Annotated in this window: 12 protein-coding genes; 7 read left to right on the forward strand and 5 right to left on the reverse strand. The window is 65.8% G+C overall.

Going from position 1 to position 14,540, the window contains the following annotated elements; translation table 11 throughout:
- Window positions 1–12 precede the first annotated feature (12 nt).
- The 7 genes from ppdK (at window position 13) to HAP47_RS11885 (ending at window position 8,737) form a co-directional block, all read left to right on the forward strand.
- Window positions 13–2,928, forward strand: a complete 2,916-nt coding sequence (ppdK, locus tag HAP47_RS11855) for a pyruvate, phosphate dikinase (RefSeq protein WP_173638088.1) — start codon at window positions 13–15, stop codon at window positions 2,926–2,928.
- Window positions 2,929–3,129: 201 nt separating this feature from the next.
- Window positions 3,130–3,321: a hypothetical protein gene (locus HAP47_RS11860; protein ID WP_173638087.1), complete on the forward strand. Its 192-nt coding sequence runs from the start codon at window positions 3,130–3,132 to the stop codon at window positions 3,319–3,321.
- Between the two features lie 123 nt (window positions 3,322–3,444).
- Window positions 3,445–4,926: a cell wall hydrolase gene (locus HAP47_RS11865; protein ID WP_173638086.1), complete on the forward strand. Its 1,482-nt coding sequence runs from the start codon at window positions 3,445–3,447 to the stop codon at window positions 4,924–4,926.
- 395 nt (window positions 4,927–5,321) lie between these two features.
- Entirely contained in the window at window positions 5,322–6,569 is a 1,248-nt protein-coding gene (locus HAP47_RS11870; protein WP_173638085.1) for an MFS transporter, read from the forward strand.
- Between the two features lie 46 nt (window positions 6,570–6,615).
- Entirely contained in the window at window positions 6,616–7,602 is a 987-nt protein-coding gene (gene acuI, locus HAP47_RS11875) for an acrylyl-CoA reductase (NADPH) (protein ID WP_173638084.1), read from the forward strand.
- 186 nt (window positions 7,603–7,788) lie between these two features.
- The gene (locus HAP47_RS11880; protein ID WP_173638083.1) at window positions 7,789–8,367 is read left to right on the forward strand and encodes a hypothetical protein; all 579 of its coding nucleotides are present in this window, start codon (window positions 7,789–7,791) and stop codon (window positions 8,365–8,367) included.
- A 136-nt stretch (window positions 8,368–8,503) separates the two neighbouring features.
- The gene (locus HAP47_RS11885; RefSeq protein ID WP_050403167.1) at window positions 8,504–8,737 is read left to right on the forward strand and encodes a DUF6894 family protein; all 234 of its coding nucleotides are present in this window, start codon (window positions 8,504–8,506) and stop codon (window positions 8,735–8,737) included.
- Window positions 8,738–8,764: 27 nt separating this feature from the next.
- Here HAP47_RS11885 and HAP47_RS11890 read toward each other — a convergent pair whose 3' ends face one another.
- The 5 genes from HAP47_RS11890 to ygfZ all read right to left on the reverse strand — a co-directional run bounded on the left by HAP47_RS11890 (window position 8,765) and on the right by ygfZ (window position 14,441).
- A complete protein-coding gene (locus HAP47_RS11890) occupies window positions 8,765–11,461 on the reverse strand; it encodes a DUF2339 domain-containing protein (RefSeq protein WP_173638082.1) in 2,697 nt (898 codons plus the stop codon).
- 211 nt (window positions 11,462–11,672) lie between these two features.
- Window positions 11,673–12,179 carry a tyrosine phosphatase family protein gene (locus tag HAP47_RS11895; RefSeq protein WP_173638081.1) on the reverse strand — a complete coding sequence of 169 codons (507 nt, stop codon included), beginning with the start codon at window positions 12,177–12,179 and terminating at the stop codon, window positions 11,673–11,675.
- Window positions 12,180–12,328: 149 nt separating this feature from the next.
- Window positions 12,329–12,940 carry a YfbR-like 5'-deoxynucleotidase gene (locus HAP47_RS11900; RefSeq protein WP_173638080.1) on the reverse strand — a complete coding sequence of 204 codons (612 nt, stop codon included), beginning with the start codon at window positions 12,938–12,940 and terminating at the stop codon, window positions 12,329–12,331.
- On the reverse strand, window positions 12,937–13,563 hold the full coding sequence (locus tag HAP47_RS11905; protein WP_173638079.1) for a DNA-3-methyladenine glycosylase I: 627 nt from the start codon (window positions 13,561–13,563) through the stop codon (window positions 12,937–12,939). The genes HAP47_RS11900 and HAP47_RS11905 overlap by 4 nt, the downstream gene beginning before the upstream one ends.
- Complete coding sequence (gene ygfZ, locus HAP47_RS11910) at window positions 13,560–14,441, reverse strand: CAF17-like 4Fe-4S cluster assembly/insertion protein YgfZ (RefSeq protein ID WP_173638078.1); 882 nt, start codon at window positions 14,439–14,441, stop codon at window positions 13,560–13,562. The genes HAP47_RS11905 and ygfZ overlap by 4 nt, the downstream gene beginning before the upstream one ends.
- Window positions 14,442–14,540: the final 99 nt, after the last annotated feature.

The raw sequence follows: 14,540 nt of genomic DNA on the forward strand, positions 1-14,540 counted from the left end.
TTGTTGTCTGACATGGCCAAAGCCGTCGCGAAGTCCAAGAAAACTGCCGAGAAAACCGCAGCGAAATCAAAGTCCTCGGCACCGGCCCGGAAGGCCGCTCCGGCGCGCAAGGCGCTGAAGAAGAGCGCCCCGAAGCCGGCTGCAAAGCCCGCCGCCAAATCGGCTCTGAAGCCGGCTGCAAAGCCTGCCAGCAAGGCGCCGGCCAAGGCCGTCACCGCTGCGAAAAAGGCGGCTCCGCCAGCGATCAAGGCCGGCAAGTGGGTCTATACCTTCGGCGACGGCAAGGCCGAGGGCCAGGCGACCTTGCGCAATCTGCTCGGCGGCAAGGGCGCCAATCTCGCGGAAATGGCCAATCTCGGCCTGCCGGTGCCTCCCGGCTTCACCCTCCCGACCTCGGTCTGCACCTACTTTTACGACCACGACAAGACGTATCCGAAGGAGTTGAAGGCACAGGTTGAAAAGGCGCTCGACTATGTCGGCAAGCTGACCGGCAAGACCTTCGGCGACGCCAAGAACCCGCTGCTGGTCTCGGTCCGCTCGGGCGCGCGCGCCTCGATGCCGGGCATGATGGACACCGTGCTCAATCTCGGCCTCAACGACCGCACGGTCGAAGCGCTCGCAGAGCTCTCCGGCGACCGCCGCTTCGCCTATGACAGCTATCGGCGCTTCATCACGATGTATTCGGACGTGGTGCTCGGCTTCGAGCATCATCACTTCGAGGACATCCTCGACACCTTCAAGGACGGCCAGGGCTACTCGCTCGACACCGACCTCACCGGCGACGACTGGGTCGAGCTGGTCGGCAAGTACAAGGAAGCGGTCGCCAAGGAGACCGGCCACGACTTCCCGCAGGATCCGCACGACCAGCTGTGGGGCGCGATCGGTGCCGTGTTCTCATCCTGGATGAACGCGCGCGCGGTGACCTACCGCAAGCTGCACGACATCCCGGAATCCTGGGGCACCGCGGTCAACGTGCAGGCGATGGTGTTCGGCAACATGGGCGAGACGTCGGCGACCGGCGTCGCCTTCACCCGCAACCCCTCGACCGGCGAGAGCAAGCTGTACGGCGAGTTCCTGATCAACGCCCAGGGCGAGGACGTCGTCGCCGGCATCCGCACGCCGCAGGACATCACCGAAGAGGCGCGCCAGGAATCCGGCTCCGACAAGCTGTCGATGGAAGCCGCGATGCCGGCCGCGTTCAAGGAGCTGACGCGGATCTACACGCTGCTCGAGAAGCACTACCGCGACATGCAGGACATGGAGTTCACGGTCGAGCAGGGCAAGCTGTGGATGCTGCAGACCCGCGGCGGCAAGCGCACCGCCAAGGCGGCGCTGCGCATCGCGGTCGAGCTCGCCAATGAAGGCCTGATCTCGCGCAAGGACGCGGTGACGCGGATCGATCCGGCGTCGCTGGACCAGCTGCTGCACCCGACCATCGATCCCGCCGCCAAGCGCGACGTGATCGCGACCGGCCTGCCGGCGTCGCCTGGTGCTGCCTCCGGCGAGATCGTGTTCTCGTCGGACGAAGCGGCCAAGCTGCAGGCCGACGGACGTAAGGTGATCCTGGTCCGCATCGAGACCAGCCCGGAAGACATCCACGGCATGCACGCCGCGGAAGGCATCCTGACCACCCGCGGCGGCATGACGTCGCATGCGGCGGTGGTCGCGCGCGGCATGGGCAAGCCCTGCGTCTCCGGCTGCGGCACCATTCGTGTCGACTACGGCCGCGGCACCATGAGCATCGGCTCGCGCACCTTCAAGACCGGCGACGTCATCACCATCGACGGCTCGGTCGGGCAGGTGCTGGCCGGCCGCATGCCGATGATCGAGCCGGAGCTGTCCGGTGAGTTCGGCACGCTGATGGGCTGGGCCGACGAGGTCCGCAAGCTCGGTGTCCGCGTCAACGGCGACACGCCCGACGACGCGCGCACCGCGGTGAAGTTCGGCGCCGAAGGCATCGGCCTCTGCCGCACCGAGCACATGTTCTTCGAGGAGACCCGCATCCGCACCGTACGCGAGATGATCCTCTCCGAGGACGAGCAATCGCGCCGCGCCGCGCTGTCGAAGCTGCTGCCGATGCAGCGCGCCGACTTCGTCGAGCTGTTCGAGATCATGAAGGGCCTGCCCGTCACGATTCGCCTGCTCGATCCGCCGTTGCACGAGTTCCTGCCGCACACCCAGGCCGAGATCGAGGAAGTGGCGCGCGCCATGAACACCGATCCGCGCAAGCTCGCCGACCGCGCCCGCGAACTGTCCGAGTTCAACCCGATGCTCGGCTTCCGCGGCTGCCGTCTCGCGATCGCCTATCCGGAGATCGCCGAGATGCAGGCGCGCGCGATCTTCGAGGCGGCTGTCGAAGCCGGCAAGCGCACCGGCAAGCCAGTCGGCCTCGAGGTGATGGTGCCGCTGATCGCGACCAAGGCCGAGTTCGATCTGGTCAAGGCGCGGATCGATGCGACCGCCAACGCGGTGATGAAGGAAACCGGCGTCAAACTGACCTACCAGGTCGGCACCATGATCGAGCTGCCGCGCGCCTGCCTGATGGCGGGCGAGATCGCACAAACCGCGGAGTTCTTCTCCTTCGGCACCAACGACCTGACGCAGACCACCTACGGCATCAGCCGCGACGACGCTGCGAGCTTCCTCGGCACCTACGTCGCCAAGGGCATTCTCGAGATCGATCCGTTCATCTCGGTCGATCGCGACGGCGTCGGCGAGCTGGTCAGGATCGGCGTGACGCGGGGCCGCAAGACGCGGCCGAACCTCAAGGTCGGCATCTGCGGCGAGCATGGCGGCGATCCGGCGTCGGTCGCGTTCTGCCACGAGGTCGGGCTCGATTACGTCTCCTGCTCGCCCTATCGCGTGCCGATCGCGCGTCTTGCCGCTGCCCAGGCCGCGCTCGGCAAGGAGATCGCCAGCCAGGCGTGAGCGATCAGTCGGCTCAGAGAGTGCAATGGCCGGGACCAAGTCCCGGCCATTTGTTTGTCGTTGCACCTAAAGCATGATCCGGAAAAGTGTGAAGCGGTTTTCCGAAAAGATCATGCTCAAACAAGAAGCTAAAGCGCGATGACGCTTCAACCTGATCTCATCGCGCTTTAGCAAGCACCGTCATTGCGAGAAGCGATAGCGATGAAGCAATCCATCGACCCGCATGTGCGGTGCGATGGATTGCTTCGCTTCGCTCGCAACGACGGTGCATTGGCGGTCGACGCCTGCAACACTTTGTTCACCATCTTCGTTGACCCGGTGTTTACGACTTTCATGCGCCGCGCATTTACCAAGGCGCCTGATGCAGCGCGCCTCGGATGCGCGATCGCTTGAGTGTAGCGCGCGTGCAACGCCGATTAACTCCGCGGCAACCTAAACAAGTTAGCAACGAGAAAGGTCGAATTGCGCGGATGTACCGCGTTCGATTGCACTCAGTAAGCGTTGCGTGAGCGTACGATGTTTGTGTCGCGTAACCAGCCGAAGGGCGCACGTCTTGCGCTCTTCGGTCTCGGTCTTGGCATCTTCGCACTGATGCCGACCGAGCTCGGATATCAGGATATTGCTTCGCTTTTGGCCCGGCAGCCCGGCGTCGCCGAGCGCTGGCAGAAGCGCGTCTTCGCCTCCGCGGTCGGCTCCATCCAGGTCGCGACCTACAGCTTCGGCCGTCCGATCGGAACATCCGCGCCGCAGGATCCGCAAATCCTGCTCGCAAGGCTGGACAGTCCGAGCGCCGACATCACCGGCACCGTGACGCGCAATCCGATCGCTGCGCCGCCACCGCGCTACCAGGCATCGGATTTTCCCAAGGTCGATCGCACCCTGAAGGGCGATCGTCTCGTCGTCGGGCGGCCTGACCAGGTCGATCCTGCACAGCCCGCGAACCCGGCTCCGGCGAACGAGGATCCCGCGACATCGAATTCGTCGGTCAAGGGCATGAAGACCGCGACCGCGCCGGCCGACAACGCGCCGCTTGATCCCGAATTGCAGGAGGCGCTGCGTGCGCCGCCGTTGCCGCAATACGTGAAGCCGTCGCCGCAGCAATACGACGTGTCGATGTCGCTTGAGGCCAGCCCGCTCGACGATCTGAAGCCTGTGCCCGCGAAGCCTGCTGCTGCGCCGCCTGCCGATGCAACGCACGAGCGCGACCCGTTTGCATTCAAGACCGCCAGCCTGTTCTTCGGCTCGTCGCTCGGCACGCCCGAAAATCTCGAGCGCTGGCAGCCCGGCGAGGCGCCGGTTGTCGTGGTGCCGGCAGCGCAGCCCGATCCCGACCTGAAGGTGATGGCGTCACTGCCGGTCGATGCCGACGGCCCGGTGAAGGCGGGCGAGATGGGCGAGAGCATCGCGCCGAAGGGCGAGGTCAACGCCGACGACCAGCACACCAAGACGCCGGCGGAACGGCTCGGCCTGTTCGACGAGAAATCGCGCGCCAAGTCGGAGAAGTGCCTCGCCGAGGCGGTCTATTTCGAGGCGCGCGGCGAAGCGGTGCGCGGCCAGATCGCGGTCGCCCAGGTGGTGCTGAACCGCGCCTTCTCCGGCAAATATCCGGAGACGGTGTGCGGCGTGGTCTACCAGAACAAGAACCGCCACTACGCCTGCCAGTTCACCTTCGCCTGCGACAACATCCCCGACGTGGTCCGCGAGCCCGACATGTGGGACCGCGCGAAGAAGATCTCGAAGGCGATCCTCGACGGCAAATTGTGGCTGCCGGAAGTCGATCGCTCGACCCATTACCACGCCTATTGGGTGCGGCCGTCCTGGGTCAGTGAAATGAAGAAGACGTACAAGTTCGGCGTCCACACCTTCTATCGCCCGCGCGCCTGGGGCGACGGCAGCGACGCGCCGAGCTGGGGCAATCCGGCCGAGACCGCCAAGATCTCGGCGCAGCTCGCCGAGGCCGCCCAGAGCTCGGCCGAGCAGGCGAGCGCCAGGCGATAGGTGCCAACCTAACCTCCCCTTGAAAAGGGGAGGTCGCTTTGCTCGTCAGAGCAAAGCGGGTGGGGATCTGGTCTCTCCATGAGCAGCGATGTGTGTGGCTGACCCCCATCCCGACCTTCCGCCTTTCAGGGGGAAGGAGGAGACGACGTTCCCCTGCCATTCGGCCTGAGTCGCCGCAATATTCGGAGCTGTGCTCAACCGCGTCGTAATCTCGCGACGTCATTCCGGGATGGCCCGTAGGACCAGGACCCGGAATGACCGTCGCATATTTCGCAGAGCTGCCTTGCGAGCGAATATTTTTCTCCGCCGCCTCTTGGGCTTTCCATGCAGATGCATTAACTCCCGGCAATGTTTCGCGGGGCGGTTCCCCCGCAGCAGTTGCGGGGGAAGACAAGATGGCCGTTACCAGCGGGGATCTCCGACCGACATCGGGCACCACCTGGCGCACACCGCTCGTCATCATCGTCTGCGGCTGTGCGATCGCGCTGCTGAGTTTCGGCCCGCGCTCCAGCCTCGGCTTCTTCGTGCAGCCGATGGGCCGCGAATTCGCCTGGGGCCGCGACGTGTTCGGCCTTGCCATCGCGCTGCAGAACCTGTTGTGGGGGCTCGGCCAGCCGATCGCAGGCGCCATTGCCGACCGGTTCGGCCTGCTGCGCGTCATGGTCGTCGGCGCCTTGCTGTACGCCGCCGGCCTGCTGCTGATGCGTTACTCGACCAGCTCATTGTCGCTCGACATCAGCGCCGGGGTGCTGATCGGCTTCGGCCTGTCGGGCTCGTCGTTCAATCTGGTGCTGGCCGCGTTCAGCAAGCTGTTGCCGCCGGAGAAGCGCGGCATCGCGCTGGGCGCCGGCACCGCCGCCGGTTCGTTTGGTCAGTTCCTGTTCGCGCCGTTCGGTGTTGCGATGATCGACAATTTCGGCTGGCAGACCGCGCTCGTCGTGTTCAGCGCGCTGATGCTGTTGATCGTGCCGCTCTCACTCGCGCTTGCGACGCCGCCCGCCGAGGCCGGCGAGGTGTCGGCCGCCGACCAACAGTCGTTCAAGACCGCGCTCGCCGAAGCCTTCGGCCATCGCTCCTACGTGCTGCTGGTGCTCGGCTTCTTCACCTGCGGCTTCCAGCTTGCCTTCATCACCATCCATCTGCCGGCCTATCTGGCCGACCGCGGCATTCCGGCGACCACCGGCGGCTGGGTGGTTGCGGCGATCGGCCTGTTCAACATCGTGGGCTCGCTCAGCGTCGGCTGGCTGCAGAACTTCTTTCCGAAGCGCTATTTGCTCTCGGTGATCTACTTTTCGCGCGCGCTGGCGACCGTGGCCTTCATCTCGTTCCCTGTCACGCCGTTCTCGGCGATTGCATTCGGTGCGGTCTCGGGGCTGCTGTGGCTCTCGAGCGTGCCTCCGACCTCGGCGCTGGTTGCGCTGATGTTCGGCACCCGCTGGTTCTCCACGCTTTATGGCTTCGCCTTCGTCAGCCACCAGGTGGGCGGTTTCCTCGGGGTCTGGCTGGGCGGCGTCGTGTTCGAGCAGTATGGTTCCTACACGCCGATCTGGTGGCTGTCGGTGCTGTTCGGCGTGCTGTCGGCGCTGATCAACCTGCCGATCGTCGAAAAGCCGGTCGTGCGCCCGGTTGCGCAGCCGGCCTGATGGGTTAAACACTCCCCCGAAACCAAGATTACGGGGAGTGCTCATCGTGGCAACGTTCAAGGCAATCAGGATCGACAAGGCGGACAAGGGTACCACCGCCGCACTGACCCAATTCGACGACGCGGAATTGATGGACGGCGACGTCACCGTCCGCGTCGAATGGTCGACGCTGAACTACAAGGACGGCCTGGCGCTGACCGGCAAGGCGCCGGTGGTGCGCCGTTTCCCGATGATCGCCGGCATCGATTTCGCCGGTACCGTCGAGCAATCCAGCCATCCCGACTGGAAGGCGGGCGACAAGGTCGTCTGCAACGGCTGGGGCATGGGCGAGACCCATCTCGGCGCCTATGCGGAAAAGGCCCGCGTCAAGGGCGACTGGCTGGTGCGACTGCCGGACGGGATTTCGGCCCGTGACGCGATGGCGATCGGCACCGCCGGCTACACCGCGATGCTCTCGGTGCTGGCGCTGGAGAAGCACGGTCTCACCCCGAAGAGCGGCCCGGTGGTGGTGACGGGCGCCGCCGGCGGCGTCGGCTCGGTCGCGATCGCCGTGCTCTCGAAGCTAGGCTATCACGTCATCGCCTCGACCGGGCGGATGTCAGAGGCCGACTATCTCAGGGGACTCGGTGCCACCGAGGTGATCGACCGCGCCGAGCTGTCGGGTGCCCCCAAGGCGCTTGCGAAGGAGCGCTGGGCCGGCGGCATCGACAGCGTCGGGTCGACCACGCTCGCCAATCTGCTTTCGATGACCAGGTACGGCGGTGCCATCGCGGCCTGCGGCCTGGCGGCCGGCATGGACCTGCCGTCGTCGGTCGCGCCCTTCATTTTGCGCGGTGTGTGCCTTCTCGGCATCGATTCCGTGATGTGCCCGATCGAGCTCCGCAGGACTGCCTGGCGCCGCCTTGCCAGCGATCTGGATAAGGCAAAACTGGCTGATATCACTCATGAAATCGCCTTGGACGAGGTCATGGGGTATGGTGCGAAAATCCTCGCTGGCCAGGTCCGCGGCCGGATCGTGGTAAAAATAGTCTGAGGACGTTCAGACTTTACCAACCAAGCTGCTCCAATGTTGCCACGGTTGGTATGGTAAGCAGCGGGTAAAGAGGCTTGCAGCATGATCCCGGGGGGCCGGGTTTCCTCGCGCAGACGTCGAGAAGCGTTGGTGCGGGGGTCATGCTCAACAAGGAGCGGGTGCCCGCGCTCGTAAGTGGAGTAGCTCATGCTTGGGCGTTTGCTGTTGGGGGCCGTCACGGCCGGAGCGATGGTCGTGCCGGCATTCGCAGGCGCGATGAACGCCGATGAGGCCCGCAAATTCGTCGCCGGCAAGGTGTTCGCCTTCACCTGCTTCGACGGCACCCGGGGCGCCGGCCGTATCCTCGACGATCTGGGCGCGGCAGGCTCGATCCAGTTCTCCGGCTCCGGACCCATCCGCCACGTGCGCCTGCCCGGCAATACGCTGCAAATCCGCGGTCAGAGCGTTTGCGCGTCGTTGAAGGGCATTCCGTTCGAACCTTGCTTCAATCTCGACAAGCAGGACGACCGCACGTTCCGCGGCTCGGTCTCCGGCATGGGCTTCGCCTACTGCGATTTCCATCACCAGGGCGGCCAGCAAATGCTGATGGCACGCGCAGTGGCGCGTCCGCGTTCGCTGCACCCGCGCACCCGATCGGCGGATGCCTCGCCGACCGAAGTGTCGCGCGTCGAGACACCGCAGGTCGGAAGCGCGAAGCTCGAGCCGGTCAAGGCCGAGCCCGCCAAGGTCGAAAGCGCGCCGGAATTGCGCCGTTCCACCGACTAACGTCTCATCTGCGCGCTAGCGGGAATAACGCCAAGCCGTAGTCATACGGATGGCGGTCTCCGCGCGTTGATAGCTACTCAATACCTTAGCGTTCGCCGACAGGCGGGATGACGAGGACACCGATTTGAGTAGTCATATGGCGCAATATTTTTTCCGTATCAGTGATGGCGATTACGCTGGTGCGTCCGACCACGCGACGGAGTTCGAGAGCCGTGACGTGGCCTGGGCCGAGATGACCAAGGTCTGCGGTAATTTCCTTGGCAGCATTTCGCGCAACATGAAGCAAGACAGCGAATGGCACATGGAGTTGCTCGACGAGAGCCGGAAGCCCGTGTTCAGGATTCGGCTGGTTGCCGAATCCGTCGACTGAGGCGCTCGCCGTTCAGGACAACAAGCTTCAGGCCCCAGCCTGCGGGACCGGCGGAGCGGCCCGCCTGCGGAACAGGATCCGCTGATACAGCCAGCCGATCGCGACCAGCACGATGCCAAGGCACATGAACGACAGCGCCCGGTAGACTCCGGTGAGCGTCGACATGTCGACCAGGAACGCTTTCAGGATCGTAAGCCCGATCACCGCGGCGGAGGCGAGCCGCGCCCGCTGCGAGTTGACGACGATGCCGATGCCGAGCAGCACGACGCCGAACATCAGCCAGGCGATCGAATAGGTGTATTGCTCCGCACCCGTGGTCTCGCCGCGCGTCAGCACCGGTCCATGATAGAGCCTGCGGATTTCGAACGTGACGTAAGCGAGCGCGAGCACCAGCGCGCCGGCGGCGATCGTGTTGGCATATGCAGCGGGACGATGCCCCGCTACCGCGTAGGACAGCAGCAGCGCCAGCACGGCCGGCAATGCGTAGCCGAGCAGCAGCAGGTTGAAGAAGCTGCCGCCGACGTCCTGCCACCACAGCATCGGGTTCTCCAGCCCCAGCAGCCCGAACAGGCTGGCAAGCCCGGCGAACGCGGTCAGCAGCACCGCGCCGACATTGTGGACGATGCTGCCGCTGCGCAGCCGCAGGCGCTCCAGCCCGATCGCCATCGCGAGCGTCACGCCGACCTGCAACGCGACCTCGGTCAGCCCGGCGCTCTCGCGATAGACGTCACCGGCATTGACCGCGTGACGGATCTCCATGAAGGCGAGCAGCACCGTGAACAGGATCGCAGCGGATTCGACCATGCGCAGCGGGACGTCGTCGCCATCGCGGCGCAGGAAATGGCTTCCGGCCCAGAATGACAGCGCCGGAACGCCATAGCCCCACAGCAGCCAGTTGAAGATCGGCGTGGTGCCGACGGCGTCGCCCGCGATCCGCGGCTCGTAGCCGATGCGCAGCACCACGATGCCGGCCAGGATCGCGGCGAGCCAGCGCAGGAACGGGATCGGCCGCTGCACCGACAGCCATGCCGCGCCCATCGACACCAGCGCCAGCGCGATGGTGAGCCAGCCCTTGTCGAGTGCGAAGGTCAGCGCCAGCGCCAGCGAGGCGAGGGCGCCGGTGGCCGACAGCGCGATCGAGGGCGACAGCTCCGGCCGCTCGCCGCGCCGGGTCAGTGCTTCGGTCGCGGCCGCGTAGGCGGCGGCGAGCAGCACGGCGAGGATCGCGAACGGGATCGAGCGATCGAGATGCGCGATGCGTGCATAGAGTGCGACCAGCAGCGCGACCGGCGTGAACACGGCTGCCGCGGCCCAGGTCACCGTGATCTTCGTGGTGGCAAAACGCAGTTGCGCGAGGAAGCCGGCGATGCCGAAGGCGGCGGCGAACAGCGCCGCGGTGACGAGATGCAGCGAGACCGAGCCGTCGGTCGCGGAGGGGCCGATGCCAGGGATCGCACCGCCCGGCAGCACCAGCATGTCGACGTTGCGGCGGATGGCCCATTCGCCGAACACGATGAAGACGAAGACCGACGCGGCGGCGATCGCGCCGGCCGCGGCCGGGGCGCGCCAGGCCACGACAAGGCTGCCCGCCGTCAGCAGCGCAAAGCCGATCATCGCGATGTCGGCATGCGCGCTGTTGAGCACGATCAGCATCGCGCCGAACAGATAGGCCGCGAGCGAGCCGGACGAGATCGGCTCGATCTCCTCGCCATCGCCGTCGGGGCCGAACATGAAGCCGCAGACCACGAGCAGCGCCGCCAGCACGAAGCCCGCGATCACGTGGAAGACGTGCGGCGCGATCATCTCCGGCCCGCACTGCAGGCAGGGGAAGGTCCATAGCAGCGCGAAGGCGATCGTCGTGACCGCAAGCCAGCGCCACAGCCGGATGCGCGCGAGGCCGAACGCCGCCGCCGTGACGATGGCAAGATAAATGTAGAGCGACCAGAAGTCCGGCTTGTCGGAGGAGACCAGAATCGGGGTGACGAAGGCGCCGACGATGCCGAGCCCGGCCAGCGCGGGCCCATGCAGCAGTGCGGCCGCGAGCGTGCCGAGCGCGACCATGCCGAGCAGGATGAAGGCGGTTGCCGGCGCGAGGAAGTCGTACAGCGCGTAGGCGGCATAGACGGTGGCGAACGCCACCGCGGTGCCGGCGGCGGTGAGGATCGCCGGAATGTTGGCGACCGGCAGTGCCGCGATGCTGGAGATGCTTTCCTTGCGCCGCGTCCACTCACCGGCGCCGAGCAGCGCCAGCGCGAACAGCCCTCCGAGCATCGTGCGCACGCCGGGCCCGAGCAACCCAGCCTCGATCGAATAGCGCACCATGAAGAAGCCGCCAAGCGCAAGCGTCAGGCCGCCGATCCACACCACCCAGCGTGTGCCGAGCGTCTCCTCGAAGCCGGGTGCGTGCTGCGGCGGGGCCGGCAGGGGCGGTGGCGTGGCGCTTGCCGCCTCCGTGGCTGCCTCTGCATGCACATCCGGCTCGCTCGCAGCCGCTTCGGGGAGCGGCGGCGGCACGATGGGAGGTGCCGCAGGAAGCGTGTGCTCGAACTCCTGCAGCGGCGTCAGCGGCGGCGGCACGGCCGTCCGCGCGGCGGCCACGCCTGCGGCCTCGATCGCATCCAGCCGGCGCTGCAGCACCGCATTCTGGCCCAGCGCCTTGCGCGCAAAGATGATTGCGACAATCGCGATAACGAGCGTGAGGAAATCGAACGGCGAATCGAACATTGGGCCTCCGGCGGGACGCGCCGGACCATCGGCCAGCCGGCCGCCCGTCGCAACCTAAAGCATGATCCGGAAGAGCGCGTGCGGTTTTCCGAAAAGATCATGCTCAAATCAAAGAACTAGAGCAGGATGACGATTCGAAGAAAAGTCATCCCGCTCTAGTAGTGCAGTTGAGCGGACTGGAAGTTCAAGCGATCGGCCGGGGCCAGCCGTGCTAGTCCAGGTCGATGCGGAAGGGCCGGCCCTCGACGCTCATGCTGCCGGGGCCCATCGCATCGAGCGCGCGCAGCATCCGGCCCTCGCGGCCCAGCGCCTTGTCGGCGAGGCTGACGATCAGCCGGTTGGGCGCCGCGATCGGCGAGGCCTCGCGGATCAGCCGGGCGATGGACATTTCGTCGCGGTGCGGATTGAGCGCGCAGACCGTGGCAAAGGCGCTCGCGGTCGAGCGGCTGATGCCGGCGTAGCAATGCACCACCATCGGCGCGCTGCGATCCCAGCCGCGCACGAAGGCCAGCACCCTCTCGATATGCGTCTCGTTCGGCGCAACGAACCCGTCCATCTGTTCGATGATGTCGTCCATCGACACTTTCAGATGGTTGCCCGGAAGCACGGAGGGCGGCCGCTGGACCTGGTCGACATTGGCCATCACGGTCAGCACATGGCTGGCGCCGGTGGCACGAACCGTGTCGGGGAGCGCGGCAAGCGAGCAGACGTGAAGCATGATGGTCCTTGGCTAGCGGGTGCGCCCGATTATAACGGCTGCTCCCGGGTGGGCAAAGCCGGGCGTCGCGATGCCCGCTCTTGGTTTTGCGGGCGATGCCCGTACCTGGTTTTGCGGCGCAACCGGCTGCACGCTTCGCGGTGCCGCGCCTACGATACGTGCAATGCCTTGAAGCGTTCGAGGAACTGCTTTTCGGCCCTCGCTGCGGTCCATGGCGTCAGATAGTCGCGCTCGGTGGCTTCCGGCAATCCCGGATCGCGGCCGAACAGCCGCCTGGCTTCGGCCTGCGAAAATCCCGCCAGATGCGTTGCCTCGAGATAGGCGGCACCGCGATCGGCAGCCTTGATCTGCTGGGTGATCTCGTCCGCCAATACCGCAGGCAGGCCGAAGCGGATATGGATCGCCGACAGCAGCCGCTTCTCCACCGCCTTGTATTCGCCGGATAGCACCGCCTTGAACGGCGAGATCATGTCGCCGATGACATATTCAGGCGCGTCGTGCAGCAGTGCGGCGAGACGATGGCTGATATCGACGCGCGGCATCTGCTGACGCATCACGGCCTCGACCAGCAGTGTGTGCTGGGCCACCGAGAAGATGTGCGCGCCAGAGGTCTGGCCATTCCAGCGCGCAACCCGCGCCAGTCCATGCGCGATGTCGACGATCTCGATATCGAGCGGCGACGGATCGAGCAGATCGAGCCTCCGCCCCGACAACATCCGCTGCCAGGCGCGGGTGGTCTCGGTCGATTGACGCGCAGTCATTTCTTCTTGAGCCGCGGTGTGCGGAGCTTGCCGCTGCAGGCCTCGTGGCAGAAGCAGGTCACGAGGTGATCGTTGACCATGCCGGTCGCCTGCATGAAGGCATAGACGATGGTGGGACCGACGAATTTGAAACCGCGCGCGCCGAGCTCCTTGGAGACCTTGATCGAGACCGGCGTCGAGGCCGGCACGCTCGCGGTGGTCTTGAACTGATTGACCTTCGGCTTGCCGTCGACGAAGTCCCACAGGAATTTCGAGAAGCCGGGACCCTTCTCCATGATCTCGAGATACGACTTGGCGCTCGCCACCGTGCCTTCGATCTTGGCGCGGTTGCGGACGATTCCGGCGTCGTTCATCAGCGCGTGCACCTTCTTGTCGGTGTAGCGCGCGATCTTCTCGGGCTGGAAATCGTCGAAGGCTTTGCGGAAATTCTCGCGCTTGCGCAGGATCGTGATCCAGGACAGGCCGGCCTGGAAGCCGTCGAGGATCAGCTTTTCATAGAGCGCGCGGTCGTCATATTCCGGCACGCCCCATTCATTGTCGTGATAGGCGACGTAGAACGCATCCTCGCCCGGCCACGGGCAGCGCGTCTCGCCGTCGGGGTGCAGTTGCGCGGCGCGGCTCATGCGACGGTCTTCTTGGGTGGGGTGCGGACGGCGTCCGGCTCGGCGAGGTGAAGCGCGAGCCCGCCCGCGGTCAGCGGCAGGCCGGCGTCGAGCGCGCCGGCGACGCGGTCGATGCGCACCAGCGCGAGGCCTTTCTCGCCGGCGGTCGAGCCCATGGTGCCGACCTGCTTGTCGCCAGCCTGGATCATCGCGCCAGTCTCGGGGGAGGGGCCGTCGAGAATGATCTTCACCGTGCGGGTGCGCGCCGTGCCGCGATGCTGCATGCGCGACACCACCTCCTGGCCGACATAGCAGCCCTTGTCGAAATCGACGCCGTTGAGGCGGTCCATATTGGTCTCGTGCGGGAACGCGTCGCCATACATGAAGTCGAGCCCGCCGCGCGGCACGCCGGCCGCGATGCGATGCGCCTCATAGGCGCTGGAGTCGACGAGATCCGCGCCGATCAGGTCGGTGAGTTTCTGCTTCAGATCTTCCGGGATCAGGATGCGCCAGCCGAGCGCCGCATTGCGCGGATCGGCGAAAGCGAGATCGGGGATTGCCGCCGGCTCGCCGTCCCAGGCTGCCAGCACACCGAGACTGTCGGACAGGTTCTCGACCACGACCTTGGCGCGCAGCTTGTAGAAGCCGAGCTTGTCGGCAAGCCCCTTGGCGAGCGCGCGCGGCGCGTCGATCAGGAAGCCGCCGCCATGGCCTGTGGGTATCTCGGTGATCAGGAAGTCGACGATGATCTTGCCCTGCGGCGTCAGCAGCGCGCCAAACCGGGCCTGTCCCGGGGCCAGCTGCTCGACATCGGTCGTGATGAGGCCGTTGAGGAAGTTGCGGGCGTCCTCGCCAGAGATTTTGACCACGCCCCGATCTGGAAGAAACGCTGCTTTCATTCGCAAAATTGGCTCTTTTTCCAAGTTCCTTGGGAAACGCTGTCCCCGCGGATATCCCCTGCCAAGCTAAGGCGCTAGAGTGCGCCGAACAAGGCCCGC

This window comes from Bradyrhizobium sp. 41S5, from assembly GCF_011516665.3.
GTDB lineage: Bacteria > Pseudomonadota > Alphaproteobacteria > Rhizobiales > Xanthobacteraceae > Bradyrhizobium > Bradyrhizobium quebecense.

Coding starts and splice junctions, on each gene's coding strand:
- HAP47_RS11860 (WP_173638087.1), top strand. CDS start 3,130: ATGAAGCAATCCATCGACCCGCATGTGCGGTGCGATGGATTGCTTCGC.
- HAP47_RS11885 (WP_050403167.1), top strand. CDS start 8,504: ATGGCGCAATATTTTTTCCGTATCAGTGATGGCGATTACGCTGGTGCG.
- HAP47_RS11880 (WP_173638083.1), top strand. CDS start 7,789: ATGCTTGGGCGTTTGCTGTTGGGGGCCGTCACGGCCGGAGCGATGGTC.
- ppdK (WP_173638088.1), top strand. CDS start 13: ATGGCCAAAGCCGTCGCGAAGTCCAAGAAAACTGCCGAGAAAACCGCA.
- HAP47_RS11905 (WP_173638079.1), bottom strand. CDS start 13,563: ATGAGCCGCGCCGCGCAACTGCACCCCGACGGCGAGACGCGCTGCCCG.
- HAP47_RS11895 (WP_173638081.1), bottom strand. CDS start 12,179: ATGCTTCACGTCTGCTCGCTTGCCGCGCTCCCCGACACGGTTCGTGCC.
- ygfZ (WP_173638078.1), bottom strand. CDS start 14,441: ATGAAAGCAGCGTTTCTTCCAGATCGGGGCGTGGTCAAAATCTCTGGC.
- HAP47_RS11900 (WP_173638080.1), bottom strand. CDS start 12,940: ATGACTGCGCGTCAATCGACCGAGACCACCCGCGCCTGGCAGCGGATG.
- HAP47_RS11865 (WP_173638086.1), top strand. CDS start 3,445: ATGTTTGTGTCGCGTAACCAGCCGAAGGGCGCACGTCTTGCGCTCTTC.
- HAP47_RS11890 (WP_173638082.1), bottom strand. CDS start 11,461: ATGTTCGATTCGCCGTTCGATTTCCTCACGCTCGTTATCGCGATTGTC.
- HAP47_RS11870 (WP_173638085.1), top strand. CDS start 5,322: ATGGCCGTTACCAGCGGGGATCTCCGACCGACATCGGGCACCACCTGG.